The organism is Neobacillus sp. DHD-1R (assembly GCF_057747995.1).
In genome coordinates, this window is record NZ_CM173232.1 from 3,112,602 (window position 1) to 3,127,062 (window position 14,461).

A 14,461-nucleotide genomic window follows, 5' to 3' on the forward strand; every position below is an offset into this window, starting at 1 on the left:
ACCTTTATTATTTTTAATATATTTTCACCTATCCTGAGGTTATTTGACTAACATATTTGGAAGCCACATGACGACCTCAGGTATATAGGTAATAACTAAGAGGACTATTAATAAAGCATAGAAAAACGGCATCATCGCTTTTGTTCCTTCTTGGATCGAGACCTTCCCAATCGCACATCCGACGAATAAAACGGTTCCAACCGGCGGCGTCAATAAACCAATCCCAGCATTTAGAATGAGGACAATACCGAAATGAACGGGATCCATCCCAAAGCTCGTGACAACCGGAAGGAGAATCGGTGTCATAATGAGAATCATTGGTGCCATGTCCATCGGTGCACCAAGGAGCAGCAACAAAATATTAATGATTAATAGAATAATAATTGGATTATCAGATACACTTAAAAATAGGTCTGTTACCATTGCAGGGATTTTCAAGTATGCTAGTATCCAACCAAAGGATGCAGAAGCTGCGATTAAAAAGAACACCATCGACACTGTTCTCATTGTCCTAGTTAATATTTTCCATATGTTTGTAAATTTTGCGTCTCTATAAACAACAAATGCTAGGATAAAAGAATATAAGCAAGCTAATGCACCAGACTCCGTAGCAGTAAACCAACCCGACATGATTCCGCCCAAAATGATGACCGCTGGGCTTAAGGATAAAAGCCCATGGAGCAGTATACCGCCAATTTCTGATTTAGGGACAGGATCGGCTTTTTGATAGCCCCGTTTCCTCGCAATAATATAACCGGTAATCATTAATGAAATGAGCATAATAAATCCTGGAACAATGCCTGCCATAAATAAACTGGCGATCGATACCCCACCTGCTGCTAAGGAATATAAAACAAGATTATGACTCGGCGGGACGACAACTCCTTGGATTGCTGAAGCGATCGTTACCCCAACCGCGTAGTCGGCTTCGTATCCTTTCTTTTTCATCATTGGAATCATAACAGACCCAACGGAAGAAACATCGGCTACAGCAGAACCTGAAATATTGCCAAAAAACAAGGCCGCTACACTATTAACCATGGCGAGTCCCCCGCGGATTCTACCGACCATTAAACTCGCAAGATTCACAATACGTGTGGCAAGACCACCTTCACTCATTATTTGACCTGTCAATATAAAGAATGGTATCGCAAGTAAAGAAAAGGAATTCATTCCCTGGATCATTTGCTGTCCAATGACCGGAAGAGGGACTTTCAGGTAAATAACCGTTAATAATGATGATGCAATGAGTGTAAGGGCAATCGGAAACCGAAGTAAGATTAAAATAACAAAGCTAGAAAGCAAGATTATAATTCCAATTGTATTGCTGTCCATGTTACATCCCCTCCTCTATCTCTTTGTGTCGGGTGGTATTAATATTAAAAAATTGTAAAAGTGAATAAAAACAAATCATAATTCCTGTAACAGGCATGACAGCATAGGTGATACTACTTGGTAGTTTGGTAGCTGGAAGAGTTGAATCCATCATCAAAACCGTAAAGTCCCAGCCTTGGATTACCAGATATAAACCAAAGGCAAAAATAGAGGCACTGATTATTTTATCGAGGACTTTATTAAAAATTTTAGGGAATAAATTGGTGAACGAATCAATTCCTAGATGAATGTACTCTCGGAATCCAATTGCGATTGCCATAAACGCAAACCATGCTAGTAGTAAAAGCGTGATTTCCTCAGACCAAAAGAAAACAAAATTAAATAATTTTCTAGTCATAACTTGTGTGGTTACAACCAAAATTAAGGCAAGTAACGATAAGAGAGTGAATTTTTCAAAAATAGAATCGATGACAAGACCCACTTTTTTGATTATATTCATATGATTTCCCCCAAAATGAAAACGTTTTCTTATCTTTCATTTTACGAACCTTACGCATTCTTTTGAATGCTCTTTTTTTAGGAAATTTTGTGTTTTTTTTAGGTATCTTTTGAATTTTTAATTTATTGAAGTGTACTAGTATACTTTTGTAAATAAACAAATTTATATGGTTTAAACTTATCATGTTTGATCTATTCCATCAACCAAGGAAAAAGAGGCTTTCTTGCAAAAAGAAAACCTCTTATCATGAACTTGCAAAATAGTTAGACGTAATCTTTCACATCATATCCCCTGTTTTTCAAAACTCTAATTAAAGACTTAATATGATCATGATTCTTCGTTTCCAAAGAAAGTTCTAGTTGAGTATAGCCTGGATAAATATCCTTACCGGCATGTTGGAGGTTAACAGACTGGATGTTAGCATCTAATTCAGTAATTGAACTCAACACGCTTTGCAACTCACCCGGTTTGTCTTTTAAGATCATGGAAAAATTCGCATACCGTCCAGATTCTACCATACCACGTTCAATAATCCGTGAAATAAAACTCACATCAACGTTACCACCACTAATAACCGCTGCTACTTTTTTCTGTTTAATATTCACCTTTTGATAAAGGAGAGACGCTAAAGAAACTGCACCAGATCCTTCCACTAAAAGTTTGTTCCGTTCTAATAGCAACAGCATTGTCCTTGCAATTTCCATTTCATCTACACAATAAATATCATCGACATACTTTTGAACTAGCTCAAAAGTCTTATCTCCTGGTTTCTTGACAGCAATCCCATCAGCCATCGTAGGGGTAGAGTCTACCATAATTGGCTTTTTTTCCATTAGTGATTGTTTCATACTTGGGCAAGCAAGGGCTTCAACTCCATACACACGTATATTCGGGTTTTTCTCTTTTACAGCTAAAGCTAACCCGCCAATGAGCCCGCCACCCCCAATTGGACAGATGATTGCTTCGACATCGGGAAGTTGTTCCAATATTTCTAAGCCGACTGTACCCTGCCCCGCAATGACCGACTCGTCATCAAAAGCATGTACAAAGGTAGCTCCTATCTCTTCCTTTAGTTTTAATGCATATGCCAGTGCATCGTCGAATGTATTCCCTTGTAATTCCACTACTGCTCCATATTGTCTTGTCGCAGACACCTTACTTAGGGGAGCACCTTTTGGCATAACAATTGTACAGGGAATTCCAAGCATGTGGCTAGAATAGGCAACACCCTGGGCATGATTTCCCGCAGAGGCTGCTACAACGCCTTTGTGTAGTTCTTCCTCCGACAATGAAATTAACTTATTATAAGATCCCCTTACTTTAAAGGAACCGGTCTTCTGTAAGTTCTCAAGCTTTAAATACACTTGATTATTAGCTGAAATATCACTAAACGTTTGGGAAAAATCAAGCGGAGTTGTATGGACAATCCCTTTCATTTTTTCCCGAGCAAGGATGACATCATCTATGGTAACCATTCTACTACCTCCTACACCCCTTATTTTTTATTTTAGGATGCTCCGGAACGAGTAAACTATGCTCTGTTACTGATATGAACACCTGCTTAAAAAGGTCAAAAACTACATTTATAATCCAACAACTGGTGCAGGAGTCATTGGTAAAAATTATTGTTACCAAGTCAGTTCGTGCTATTCAGCACTTTACTATAATGACCGAAAGTTCAATCTATATGCATAAATATGCCAATAGCGTCCTCCGAGTAAAGTCAGAAGGAGCAAGTATGCCCCACTGTCAAAATTATCTTGATTAAGATCCTACCTATAAAGATGCATACGGTATGCCGTTATTAAGAATGACCCAATTTTAACAAAATTTACTTGGACAGTTTAAGACTAACTTTTCGCTTAAATCACATATTAACAGTACATTAATTTTATGAATAGAGGTGTAAGAAAGTTTAAAACAAATGGAAATGAACGATGTTACTGACATTGTTCTCCGTATCTTTTTTAATAGGACCAGAGGCGATATGTAATAATAAAAATTCAACAGGAGGAAAATAATAATGAGTACTTATATGAAATCCGAATTATCCTTACTAAGTGAGCTCTTATTATCGATATTATTAACCGCTTCTGGAGCAATATATTGTTTAAAGTCCTTTCATACTTTTCCAGGGTTAGCCTTTATTGGCATTACAGCAGGTCTTGCTCTTATGGTTGCTTGCTGGGAGCAGAAAAAACATCGATGGATGATGTTTATCGTGGGACTTCTAATAAATGGGATAGTTTGGTCAATCGTTTTTAGTTGGTCCTCATTACTAAAGGTATTTGAATAAATCGAATTAAAGAGTTAGCTAATGGTCTGTTGAATTGTTGGTAAACGGATAAACGCAGGAGGTTGTAACGATGAAAAAAGTATGGGGTACAATGGGAATAAATATTATCCTAGCAGTATGTCTGGTATTTTTACTTTTCTTTTATACTGGACCCAAGCAAACAGAGAAAGCTACGGATGGTAAAGGAACCACTTCCGCTGGTAAGGCAGATGAAATTGTAGGAACTAATTGTATTACCTGTCACGGCGAAAATCTCCAAGGTGGAACTGGTCCTGATTTAAGAAAAATTGGTGCAAAATATTCTCAAAGTGAAATAGAAAATATTATTAATCATGGTAGAGGTGGTATGCCAGCTGGGGTCATATCACCTGAAGAAGCGAAAGTAGTATCAGATTGGTTATCCCAGAAAAAGTAAAATTAAGCTTTCTGGCAAAAAATCGTTTGCGGTCACTCAAGTTTATTTTCTACATAAAGGGGTTTTTCAATCTGCAAATTTCAAAACAATTCTTTGGACTGCAATTTTTAGTGGATGGATATTTCCATTTCGTCCTAGAATCATCCATTAAAAGGCCCTAAAAATACATCCAGCCATTTTCTGACCTTACTTTTTCCAATATTCATAAATAAATTCTTTGAAAAGTTTATTTATATCTGACTTTTTTTGATTCTTTAACCATTCAACCTGATCAATAGGCAGTTTTAATTTTAAGCTAATATCTTCAATAGGCATTTCCACTTTTCTAATCTCTTCAATTGTGAGGCCTTTTTCTATATTAGGAAACCAAGCATCGTTTTCGTTTACTTTATCGAAATCATGATAGTCTTCTATGTCATCAATTTCACAAAACAAATTCAGCTGTGGCAACCCACCTGCCAATATTTTTACATGCATAATCGAATTTAGGATTCTCCCATCCTCTAATTCTATCTCTACAATGAGGTTTTCCAACTTTTTATACTTTTTAATTATGACTTCCGTAACAATTAAATCCAATTCTAAAGTGAAGCCCAAACTTGATTCAAATATATATATGGCACTATTAAAAACATGAATACTCTCACCATCAAGGTTTACTGATTTTACAACTACCATTCCCGTTCCCCCATACCGCTGTTCAACGATTCTTAAAAAAAACGTTTAATAGGATTTTACTTATGATTTTACCATTAACTCGCCATTTTGGGGATTTTTTACGATCATATAGAGCTCATTAATTTATACAGACTTTAACTACTCAAAACAAATTTCCTGTTTTTTGCATAAACTGGAGAAGAATGTGTCTTTGTTACACTGATGAATAAGTTTTTATTGAATGGGTGGTGGGTTTGAATGATTGAGGTACAGAAATGCAAATTTGGCAGAGGGATATTTGCTACTCGTGATATTCTGCAAGGAGAATTAATTCATGAGGCTCCGGTCATTGTATCACCGAAAGATGAATACAAATATCTAAAGAAGACGACAATGATGGAATATGTGTTTTGGTGGGGAGAAGACCGTAATGACTGTGCATTAGCATTAGGATATGGTTCACTATTTAACCATTCCTACACACCTAATGCTATATTCGAACTTAATTTACCAAATAATACGATTGACTTTTTTGCCATTACTAACATAAAAGCTGGTGAAGAAATTCGGATAAATTACAATGGTGATCCAGATGACGCTACGAAAGTTTGGTTTGATGTTCTTTAAATAAACCATGGAGACACTCCCTAAAAAATGCTCCAACTATCAAGCTGGAGCATTTTTTTATATTATTTCCTTTTTATCGGTTTCAATTAATTGGTCTTTTTTGATTTACTCACTGCTCGCTGCATATTCTCAGCAACTCTAAATTTCACAATCTCACTTATAAGCTCATACGGTAATGGCCTATCAAACGGGAATTGCACCGTACCTTTTGACCATTTATAATCCGATAACGCTTGTTTAAAAGCGTTAATCCCACTCGCAGTTGGATAGAAACCAATATGTTTTTTAAAGGCAGCGAAGTATACCAGATTTCCATTTAAGAAAAAAGTAGGCATTTGATAACTTATTTTTTCGGTTGCATCGGGTGCCGCCTCTTTTATTACTCGTCTTATTGTTCTAAGAATTTCTTGAACTTCAAGTGGAAATTGTAATATGTATTCATCAATTGTGAGAAAAGTCCTTTTATTTTCTTCCATGATAACTCCTTTCATTAAAATCAGACAAATATATAAAAAGATAAGTTTATTTTACCATAGCTTAAACAGGAAAAAGAAAACCAAAAAATTAAAGAGAGGTTCCTCAAAAAATAAGGAACCTCTCCTTAATAGATTTAAATAAATTCCTTTGTGGAATTTAAAAACTATCCTAAAGCAACATCCAGAATCATCATAATGACAAATCCGATCATTAAACTGATGGACGCAAGATCCGTATTTCCATTTTCTTGTGATCCAGGTATTACTTCCTCCGCGACTACAAATATCATTGCACCTGCCGCAAAGCTAAGGGCATATGGAAGGAGTGGTTCGATAAATACTACTGATACAGCTCCTACGATAGCAGCAATGGGCTCAACTAATCCTGAAGCTTGACCATACATAAAACTTCTCGAACGGGACATTCCATCTCTTCTTAATGGCATTGACACAGCTAGACCCTCTGGAAAGTTTTGAATGCCGATTCCAATAGCCAATGCTACAGCACCTGATAAAGTGGCGGATGGAAACCCGGCGGCGACTGCACCAAAAGCTACCCCTACTGCTAAACCTTCAGGAATGTTATGTAACGTAATTGCGAGAACTAATAATGTACTTCTCTTTTTATTTGAGGGATGAATTCCTTCTGCCTTATCCATAGGTTTCTCAGGATGCAAATGAGGCAATAGTTTATCAACTATTAATAAAAAAGACCCCCCCAAAAGAAAACCGATTGCTGCTGGCAGCCATTTTGGAAGTGAGCTATTCTCTGCCATTTCTAGCGCAGGTAATAGTAGTGACCAAAAGCTAGCGGCAATCATGACCCCTCCAGCAAACCCAAGCATACTATCTAAAAATTTTTGATTTACTTTTTTAGTTGTAAAAACCAACGCAGCACCCAGTGCAGTCATTCCCCATGTAAATAACGTACCTAAAGTTGCCTGTGTGACAGCGGGAAGACTTTGAAACCAGTCCAACATTATATTACCTCCATAAAACATGCTGATTAATACTCATGTTGTTTTTATAAAACTAACATAATATAGAGGTTTTTGCCAATTCTTTCTACTTCAAATACCGCCGCCCTCATCATGAATCGTACTTTTCTCTTTTCGGGTATTTGCTGAAAGACTTAATGTACCAACTGCGGCAATTAAAGTACTCAAAATGACAATAATATTATAAATATTTTTATCGATAAAGAGATTGATAAGAGTATAGGTGATAACAAGTGAGGCTAGAGGAGAAATCAGCCAGACTTTAAAAATCTTTCTGATCACGGCTTTTTGCCAAAAATTTATCCCTTTTTGTGATGCACCAATCCCTAAAATACCGCAAGTAGTTACTTGTGTAAGGGGTATTGGCAAACCAAACAACGATGCAACTGTAACGAGGGCGCCTCCAGTAAACGAAACGGCACTTCCTTCTAATAAAGAAAGTTTAGTGATTTTCTTCCCATTTGTTTCGATTACCTTACCTCCTAGTATGATCGCACCAATAGCTACAAATAGACCTCCAATCCAGATTCCCTTAGTAGCAGAAATCATTCCTGCTCCAACAAGTGGTCCAACCGCATTGGCCACATTATTCATTCCAGCAGAAAAGGCTTCAAAACAGCCGCCAACAACAAGTAATCTCGCCAGCCACTTTCTCCATTGATCTTGTTTAGTTAATCCGGACCAGCGCCTTTCAGCTACTGCAATCAGTTTACCGAAACCATATGTAATGAAGAAGGAAATAACTGGAACAATCACCCAAAATAAAACAATAACTAAGAGGCTATCAATGTACAAATGTTTAAAAGCAATTCCAGCCCCAACAATCGACCCAACAGTGACCTCACTTGTTGACAATGGAATGCCCATCATATTCGCAATAAATAATGTTAATGTGGCACCGGCAAGAATCAGTACAACAATCTCAATACTAAGTAACTTAGATGGAATAATACCATTTCCAATCGTTTTTACGACTTCTCCGCCACCTAGAACAGCCCCGAAAAAAGCAGCGAATGCCACTAACATCATAGCCCGCCATTTGCTCTTTATTGCATCAGCACCGTAGGCCGACCCCATGGAAGCTGCAGTTCCACTTGCCCCTATGTTCATGGCAAAGAAGAAAGCAATGATAAAAGCCATATACGTCCAAAACATTCCCATCTCCCCTTTTGCCCCTCTATTTATCTAGCAGAATAGCAGAATAAAACCTTACAAAACATCCAACATAAATCACACTAATCAGGTAGGAATAATTTTAAATTATACAATCACTTATCAGAATAATCAACAAACAATCCTTTTATCACTGAATTTTTTAAAGATTACCCCAATTTAATGGTTAAATTGAAACTAAAAGTAATAAGACCATAAAATAAAAACGGCCGAACATGCTGAGGTCATGGTCGGTCCGAGTAATAAAAAGAGTACAAGGCACCCTTAAAAAAGGTTTACTGATATAAAATATCATCTTTAAGAGAAGCTACTTTTGTTAATGCCGAATCAATGTCCGCTTCACTTACTCCAAAGTGGGCAAGGGCATCATGTAAATGATGGACAATTGCATCAAAATGGACAGGCTGTAAATTCATTCCTTCATGTGCTTTAGCCATTGATTTTCCGGAATATTGATTAGGTCCACCCAATGCAAAACTGATAAATTTTGCTTGATGACGGCGCTGCTTTTCCATTTCTGTATGTTCAAAAAATTGATTAACAGTTTCATCCTTCAAAACCAGTTCATTATAAAAATAGTCGACAACTTTCGTAACCGCTTCTTCTCCACCTATTTTGTCATAAAGATTTTGTTCTATAAATAACACTCCCTTCTATTTTCATACAAAGGTATTTTCCACAAAATCCGAGTAAATATTCCATAATTAATTAAAAAGAAAATAAAAAGGGGTCAGTCCCCCGCTGCACTAAAGCTTTAGCACGCTGGGGGACTGACCCCTTTTTTCTTTCTTGTCGTTATCTTTTATTACGCAATTCTATTCGGCGAATTTTACCTGAATCTGTTTTAGGGAGTGCCTCCAAATATTCAATCACCCGTGGATACTTATATGGTGCTGTTAAATCTTTAACAAAGCCCTGTAATTCTTTAGTCAATTCATCAGTACCAGAAATGCCCTCTTTTAAAACAATACATGCCTTAACAACATTTCCTCTAATCGGGTCTGGTGAAGCGACAACAGCGCACTCTTTCACGGATTTATGTTTCATAAGTGCATCTTCTACTTCAAATGGTCCAATTGTATAGCCAGAACTGATGATTACATCATCTTTTCTTCCTTGGAACCAATAATAGTTTTCCATATCTTTATAGGCTCGGTCACCCGTCAAAAAATATTGACCAAGGTAGGAAGCTGCAGTAGATTCAGGATTTTTATAGTAATGTTGAAATAAAGCAGGAAAATCTTTTCTTATTGCAATCGTTCCGACTTCGTTTACAGGTGCTGGTTGGCCATCTTCATCTACCACTTCAATAAATTCAGGTAAAAGCGGCTGCCCCATGGAACCCAATTTATTTTCATCTGTATTTAAATTGGCAATTAACAAGGTACTTTCAGTCTGGCCGTACCCGTCACGAATCATGATATTAAATTGATTTTTAAAGATATCTATAACTTCACGATTTAGTGCCTCACCGGCAGACACAGCGGTATGTAACTGTGAGAGATCAAATGTTGAAAGATCATCAAGTTTTGCCATCATTCTATATTCAGTTGGTGTACAGCATAAAACATTGATTTTATTATCTTGCATAAGCTGTAAGTATTTATGCGGAGCAAATCTTCCATAATAGACATAACCTGTTGCTCCAGAACCTAATATCGATAAAAATGGACTCCAAACCCATTTTTGCCACCCTGGTGCAGCTGTTGCCCAAACGAGATCCTGTTCACTGATATTCAACCATTTTGAAGCGGCGGTTCTTATATGTGCATAGCCCCAACCATGGCTATGGACAACTCCTTTAGGCTGCCCTGTAGTTCCAGATGTATATGCTAAAAAGGCATAGTCATCACTCAATGTGTCCGCATCGGTGAACATATCAGATTCTGTTTCCATTAATGCTTCCATGGAGATCCAATTTGGGACCTTCTGACCAAAGGCAATCTTATATTGTAAAAAGGGGGTTTCTTCTTTAATATTTTCAAATTCCTTCACCAAATTGCTAAAGGAAATAACTGCTTTGGCTTCTGAATGATTTAAGCGATAAACTAAATCCTTTGCACGAAGCAATTCAGAAGAAGGACTAATTACAATCCCTGCTTTTAAACAGGCTAAATAGATCACATAAGACTCGATAAGACGAGTGGTCATCACGACAACACGGTCGCCTTTACTTAGTCCTAATTTAGTTAGACCATTAGCAAGTTTATTTGCCTTTGAATTCAGTTCAGCATATGTAACAGATTTAGATTCTCCCGATTCATTTTCCCATCTCAATGCAATTTTGTCTGAAACATGCTTTGAGATTTCACTTGCCAGGTTAAAGTGATCTGGTGCAATCAATGATTTCAATTCCACAGTAGTCAATCTCCATTCTTGTTAGTATTAAATAAAAATAATCTGCTTAGTTATTAAGGGTTCCCTAAAAACTCTGCCAGTATAAAGATTCTAACCTTTTTAATGCCTGGTAATAATACAAGCTATTAAAAATATATATACTATTACAATAATATCACTTTAAATTTGATTGTAAACCATTTAAATTAAGACTATTTTATATCACTTGGTTTTATCACCTAGTCATAAGGTATAATTCTTTAAAATAAAAAGAAGACACTATCTAGTCGATAATGTCTTACACCTTTATTAGTTAGCTAGCTTAAATAAAATTTTATTCAAATAAAGGACTTACTGCTTTTTCATTATGAATCCGGTCAATTGCCTCTACAAGTAACGGTGCTACTGAGATCGTTTTAATTTTTTTACTTGTTTTCTCATCTGGTAACTCGATGGTATTCGTCACCATTAATTCTTTAATCGGTGATGATTCAATTTTTTCAATTGCTTGCTCGGTAAAAACAGGATGTGTACAGCCAGCATAAATCGATTTTGCACCGTTTTCTGCTAATGCCTTAGCAGCAAAAGTAATGGTTGCACCTGTATCAATTAAATCATCAATAATAATGGCATTTTTGCCTTCAATGTTACCAACCACACTATAGATTTCGGTATCGTTTTCTTCATCCCTTCTCCTATCAATAAGAGCAATGGGAGCATGTAAAAAATTAGCCATCTTTCTAGCTCTTCCGATACTGCCATTATGCGGGGCTACAATAACCATATCCTCCAATCCCTTTTTCTCAAAATACTCTGAAAGGATTGGAACACCAAATAAATGTTCAACTGGAATATCAAAAAAACCTTGAATTTGTGAAGTATGGAGATCCATTGTTAAAACTCTCGTTGCACCAGCAGCTTCTAAAAGGTTCGCTATTAGTTTCGCCGTAATTGGCTCCCGAGATCGTGCCTTTCGATCTTGTCGTGCATACCCATAATATGGAATGACAACATTAATTTTGCTAGCAGAAGCTCTTTTCAATGCATCAACCATAATAAGGAGTTCCAAAATATTTTCATTAACCGGATAGGAGGTAGATTGAACAATATAAACTTCACTGCCCCGAACACTTTCCTCAATATGAATTTGAATCTCTCCGTCACTAAATTGATTGACAGAACATTTTCCTAATTGACAACCCAACAGTTCTGCCATCTCATTTGCTAACTTTTTATTTGAATTCAATGCAAACATTTTAAACCGTTTATTTTGTTGATAGGTCACTTTATATCCTCCAAACAAATGAATTCCTAGTAAATTCTTGTCGATTCATCTTATTTTACTATATCAAACCCTTCATTGATAGGAAATATCGTAACCATGAATAAATACCAAATAAATTGTGTCCTAAGCCATCAACGTAATCAGTCCCACTATACTTAAAGCTTTTCTTCGTTGGGGGTCAGACCCCACAGCCCATTTTGAATTAGACTTTCACCTATCTAATCCAAAGTTGAATATACTGTATGAGCGATTTGGAGGTGATTAATATTAACAAACTATTCCAAGATGCCCCCTCGACTCGACACCAACTCCAACAATGGGAAAGAACAGCTTTAGAAAAGTTTGAAACAAAGATGAAGGATAAAGAACATCCATTTCCGTGCATACCCGCTAAAATTGGATTTTCAACAAATCAACTACGGTACGGGTTTACAGGTGATCCTAGGCTTCCTTCTTCTATTGATGAGGTTGCTATGCTTTTAGGTGAATACACAAAAACATCCAAAAATTACGGGAAATTCACCTCGCTAATTATTTTTTATGAAACACCAAAAGAGATGAATAACACTTATACAGTTGAAATGTTTGAGCAATTGTTCTGGGAACAATTAAGTGGTTTAAGTGAAAAGGACGGAATGGAATGGCCAAAGCAAATTCCTCATGACCCACATAATCCGATTTGGGAGTTCTGTTTCAATGGTGAAAAGTATTTTATGTATTGTGCAACACCCGCCCATCAGAATAGAAAGAGTAGACACTTCCCCAATTTCATGTTGGCAATCACCCCTAGATGGGTATTACAAGAATTTAACAAGAACAAGACTTTTGCAGACAGTATAAAATCAAAAGTGCGAACAAGACTTGAAAACTATGATACCATCCCTATTCATCCTGATTTAAACAGCTATGGGATGGAGGACAATTTTGAATGGCGGCAGTATTTTTTACGTGATGATGATACCTCCTTATCTAAATGTCCATTTCACCAATTAATGAAAAAGAGAATCGATTAGATATCAATTCTAAACGAAGAAGCGCAAGAAAATCTTGCGCTTCTTCTTGGGGTCAGACCCCCGGTACGTTAAAGCTTTAAGTCACTAAATCACTGACTCTATCAAATCGCTTTCCTGTTCGGGTTTAAAATTCTTGGTGCTCCTTTAGTGCAGTTTGATTTACTATGTCTTCATTTAATATTCCCATTTTACGAATATGAGCACGTGCTTTTTCATCACCCCAATAATATAGCAAGGTATAGATCATTACCATTCGGTGGTCATATTCTTTATTTTGAGGCTGATGATGATATTCACGAAAAGGTATATGGGATCGTAAATAGCTTTCCCAGTCTGTCTCTTCGTTATTATCAAACATTCGTTCTAGGATAGCCACTTGACTTTCCGTTGCTTCAATTTTAAAATTCCATTCTGCTTGATTAGAATCTCTGAAAATCTCATGAGATTGAATGTTAATGTAATAACTGTGTTTTTGCTCATCCATTAGATCATCTCCTATCCTTTTTACATATTTACCACAACTCTGATAATGAAAAACGTATAGGAGTATATAACTTTCAATTCCCTTCTATGTTTCGTGATTTTATTCAGAAATAATGGCAGGGATCTAATATAGGTCCAAAGACTAAGGATAAAAGAAGGATTTACTTTCCTCTTCCATCTCTTAAAATACATAGAAGGAGGTTGAGTAACATGATTAAAAGAGTAATCATCCTTGTGGTACTTACATCAATTTTGTTAGTTTTAGTTAGATTCCATACATATTCTGGTAACAACACAAGTATCAAAAGCAATGGTTCTTCAAAGTACACTAAGATAGAATACAAAATTAACAATATAAAAGGTAATCAATACTACGGTAAAAGTGAAAACGGGAATGAGATTATTTTTACTGCTGAAAACATTATCTCAGATGCTAAAATACAAGTTAACGATCAAGTCATATGCTATTTTGAAAAGAATAATTTAGGTAAAGGATTAGTAAAAGTAGAAAAGAAATAAAATCAAAAGGTTTGTCCTTAGCTTGCTTATCCTTACTTAATAATAATTGAAAGGAGAAATAGATTGAAGGAATTTACAGTTTGTTATACGCTTGATAATAATATCATAATCGAAAAAATCATAAAAAATTTAGATGTTCAAAAAGAAGATGTTCAAAAAGAAGTATTAAAAAAAATGGATCGTAATAAATATTTTATTGTGAAGAGTAATCAAGGAAATTATATGATAAATACTTATTTAGTACGGTATGTAAAGATCATTAACGAAAGGTTACTAGTTAAAATATAAAAGAATAAATAGCATAAAGTGCTAGTTACATTTCTAAACTAAATAATACGTTTTTAGGCG

17 protein-coding genes are annotated in these 14,461 nt (G+C 36.0%); 6 read left to right on the forward strand and 11 right to left on the reverse strand.

The genetic code is table 11. From position 1 onward, the window contains the following. Positions 1-39 precede the first annotated feature (39 nt). From AC3ANL_RS15045 to ilvA, 3 genes are all read right to left on the reverse strand, one after another. Entirely contained in the window at positions 40-1,335 is a 1,296-nt protein-coding gene (locus AC3ANL_RS15045) for a TRAP transporter large permease (protein WP_488325249.1), read from the reverse strand. A gap of 1 nt (position 1,336) precedes the next feature. Further along, entirely contained in the window at positions 1,337-1,834 is a 498-nt protein-coding gene (locus AC3ANL_RS15050) for a TRAP transporter small permease (protein WP_488325250.1), read from the reverse strand. Between the two features lie 263 nt (positions 1,835-2,097). After that, positions 2,098-3,309 (reverse strand): threonine ammonia-lyase, encoded by a 1,212-nt coding sequence (gene ilvA / locus AC3ANL_RS15055; protein WP_488325251.1) that lies wholly within the window; start codon positions 3,307-3,309, stop codon positions 2,098-2,100. 548 nt (positions 3,310-3,857) lie between these two features. On the opposite strand from ilvA, the gene AC3ANL_RS15060 reads away from it, so the two are divergent. Both AC3ANL_RS15060 and AC3ANL_RS15065 read left to right on the forward strand, forming a co-directional pair. After that, positions 3,858-4,130, forward strand: a complete 273-nt coding sequence (locus AC3ANL_RS15060; protein ID WP_488325252.1) for a hypothetical protein — start codon at positions 3,858-3,860, stop codon at positions 4,128-4,130. A gap of 70 nt (positions 4,131-4,200) precedes the next feature. After that, complete coding sequence (locus AC3ANL_RS15065) at positions 4,201-4,545, forward strand: c-type cytochrome (RefSeq protein ID WP_488325253.1); 345 nt, start codon at positions 4,201-4,203, stop codon at positions 4,543-4,545. Between the two features lie 186 nt (positions 4,546-4,731). Here the strand turns inward: AC3ANL_RS15065 and AC3ANL_RS15070 are convergent, their stop codons facing one another. Further along, positions 4,732-5,223 (reverse strand): hypothetical protein, encoded by a 492-nt coding sequence (locus tag AC3ANL_RS15070; protein ID WP_488325254.1) that lies wholly within the window; start codon positions 5,221-5,223, stop codon positions 4,732-4,734. Between the two features lie 237 nt (positions 5,224-5,460). Between AC3ANL_RS15070 and AC3ANL_RS15075 the strand changes: the two genes are divergently transcribed. Continuing rightward, a complete protein-coding gene (locus AC3ANL_RS15075) occupies positions 5,461-5,829 on the forward strand; it encodes an SET domain-containing protein (protein WP_488325255.1) in 369 nt (122 codons plus the stop codon). An 86-nt stretch (positions 5,830-5,915) separates the two neighbouring features. Here the strand turns inward: AC3ANL_RS15075 and AC3ANL_RS15080 are convergent, their stop codons facing one another. The 6 genes from AC3ANL_RS15080 to AC3ANL_RS15105 form a co-directional block, all read right to left on the reverse strand. Then, on the reverse strand, positions 5,916-6,305 hold the full coding sequence (locus AC3ANL_RS15080; RefSeq protein WP_488325256.1) for an iron chaperone: 390 nt from the start codon (positions 6,303-6,305) through the stop codon (positions 5,916-5,918). Between the two features lie 164 nt (positions 6,306-6,469). Then, complete coding sequence (locus AC3ANL_RS15085) at positions 6,470-7,285, reverse strand: ZIP family metal transporter (protein ID WP_488325257.1); 816 nt, start codon at positions 7,283-7,285, stop codon at positions 6,470-6,472. A gap of 90 nt (positions 7,286-7,375) precedes the next feature. Further along, positions 7,376-8,458 (reverse strand): sulfate permease, encoded by a 1,083-nt coding sequence (gene cysP, locus AC3ANL_RS15090; protein WP_488325258.1) that lies wholly within the window; start codon positions 8,456-8,458, stop codon positions 7,376-7,378. Positions 8,459-8,751: 293 nt separating this feature from the next. After that, positions 8,752-9,114 carry a group I truncated hemoglobin gene (locus AC3ANL_RS15095; protein ID WP_488329734.1) on the reverse strand — a complete coding sequence of 121 codons (363 nt, stop codon included), beginning with the start codon at positions 9,112-9,114 and terminating at the stop codon, positions 8,752-8,754. Positions 9,115-9,271: 157 nt separating this feature from the next. Beyond that, entirely contained in the window at positions 9,272-10,834 is a 1,563-nt protein-coding gene (locus AC3ANL_RS15100) for an acetate--CoA ligase (protein WP_488325259.1), read from the reverse strand. 313 nt (positions 10,835-11,147) lie between these two features. Then, entirely contained in the window at positions 11,148-12,068 is a 921-nt protein-coding gene (locus tag AC3ANL_RS15105) for a ribose-phosphate diphosphokinase (RefSeq protein ID WP_488329735.1), read from the reverse strand. A 272-nt stretch (positions 12,069-12,340) separates the two neighbouring features. On the opposite strand from AC3ANL_RS15105, the gene AC3ANL_RS15110 reads away from it, so the two are divergent. Next, positions 12,341-13,111 carry a YqcI/YcgG family protein gene (locus tag AC3ANL_RS15110; RefSeq protein WP_488325260.1) on the forward strand — a complete coding sequence of 257 codons (771 nt, stop codon included), beginning with the start codon at positions 12,341-12,343 and terminating at the stop codon, positions 13,109-13,111. 124 nt (positions 13,112-13,235) lie between these two features. Here the strand turns inward: AC3ANL_RS15110 and AC3ANL_RS15115 are convergent, their stop codons facing one another. Then, entirely contained in the window at positions 13,236-13,595 is a 360-nt protein-coding gene (locus AC3ANL_RS15115) for a hydrolase (protein WP_488325261.1), read from the reverse strand. 209 nt (positions 13,596-13,804) lie between these two features. Between AC3ANL_RS15115 and AC3ANL_RS15120 the strand changes: the two genes are divergently transcribed. Both AC3ANL_RS15120 and AC3ANL_RS15125 read left to right on the forward strand, forming a co-directional pair. Further along, positions 13,805-14,113, forward strand: a complete 309-nt coding sequence (locus AC3ANL_RS15120) for a hypothetical protein (protein ID WP_488325262.1) — start codon at positions 13,805-13,807, stop codon at positions 14,111-14,113. A 63-nt stretch (positions 14,114-14,176) separates the two neighbouring features. After that, the gene (locus tag AC3ANL_RS15125) at positions 14,177-14,401 is read left to right on the forward strand and encodes a hypothetical protein (protein ID WP_488325263.1); all 225 of its coding nucleotides are present in this window, start codon (positions 14,177-14,179) and stop codon (positions 14,399-14,401) included. The last annotated feature ends 60 nt before the right edge of the window (positions 14,402-14,461 follow it).

Bases quoted from the DNA above. Each gene is read 5' to 3' on its own strand.
- AC3ANL_RS15045 (WP_488325249.1), bottom strand. From the start codon at position 1,335: ATGGACAGCAATACAATTGGAATTATAATCTTGCTTTCTAGCTTTGTT.
- AC3ANL_RS15050 (WP_488325250.1), bottom strand. From the start codon at position 1,834: ATGAATATAATCAAAAAAGTGGGTCTTGTCATCGATTCTATTTTTGAA.
- ilvA (WP_488325251.1), bottom strand. From the start codon at position 3,309: ATGGTTACCATAGATGATGTCATCCTTGCTCGGGAAAAAATGAAAGGG.
- AC3ANL_RS15060 (WP_488325252.1), top strand. From the start codon at position 3,858: ATGAGTACTTATATGAAATCCGAATTATCCTTACTAAGTGAGCTCTTA.
- AC3ANL_RS15065 (WP_488325253.1), top strand. From the start codon at position 4,201: ATGAAAAAAGTATGGGGTACAATGGGAATAAATATTATCCTAGCAGTA.
- AC3ANL_RS15070 (WP_488325254.1), bottom strand. From the start codon at position 5,223: ATGGTAGTTGTAAAATCAGTAAACCTTGATGGTGAGAGTATTCATGTT.
- AC3ANL_RS15075 (WP_488325255.1), top strand. From the start codon at position 5,461: ATGATTGAGGTACAGAAATGCAAATTTGGCAGAGGGATATTTGCTACT.
- AC3ANL_RS15080 (WP_488325256.1), bottom strand. From the start codon at position 6,305: ATGGAAGAAAATAAAAGGACTTTTCTCACAATTGATGAATACATATTA.
- AC3ANL_RS15085 (WP_488325257.1), bottom strand. From the start codon at position 7,285: ATGTTGGACTGGTTTCAAAGTCTTCCCGCTGTCACACAGGCAACTTTA.
- cysP (WP_488325258.1), bottom strand. From the start codon at position 8,458: ATGTTTTGGACGTATATGGCTTTTATCATTGCTTTCTTCTTTGCCATG.
- AC3ANL_RS15105 (WP_488329735.1), bottom strand. From the start codon at position 12,068: ATGTTTGCATTGAATTCAAATAAAAAGTTAGCAAATGAGATGGCAGAA.
- AC3ANL_RS15110 (WP_488325260.1), top strand. From the start codon at position 12,341: ATGAGCGATTTGGAGGTGATTAATATTAACAAACTATTCCAAGATGCC.
- AC3ANL_RS15115 (WP_488325261.1), bottom strand. From the start codon at position 13,595: ATGGATGAGCAAAAACACAGTTATTACATTAACATTCAATCTCATGAG.
- AC3ANL_RS15120 (WP_488325262.1), top strand. From the start codon at position 13,805: ATGATTAAAAGAGTAATCATCCTTGTGGTACTTACATCAATTTTGTTA.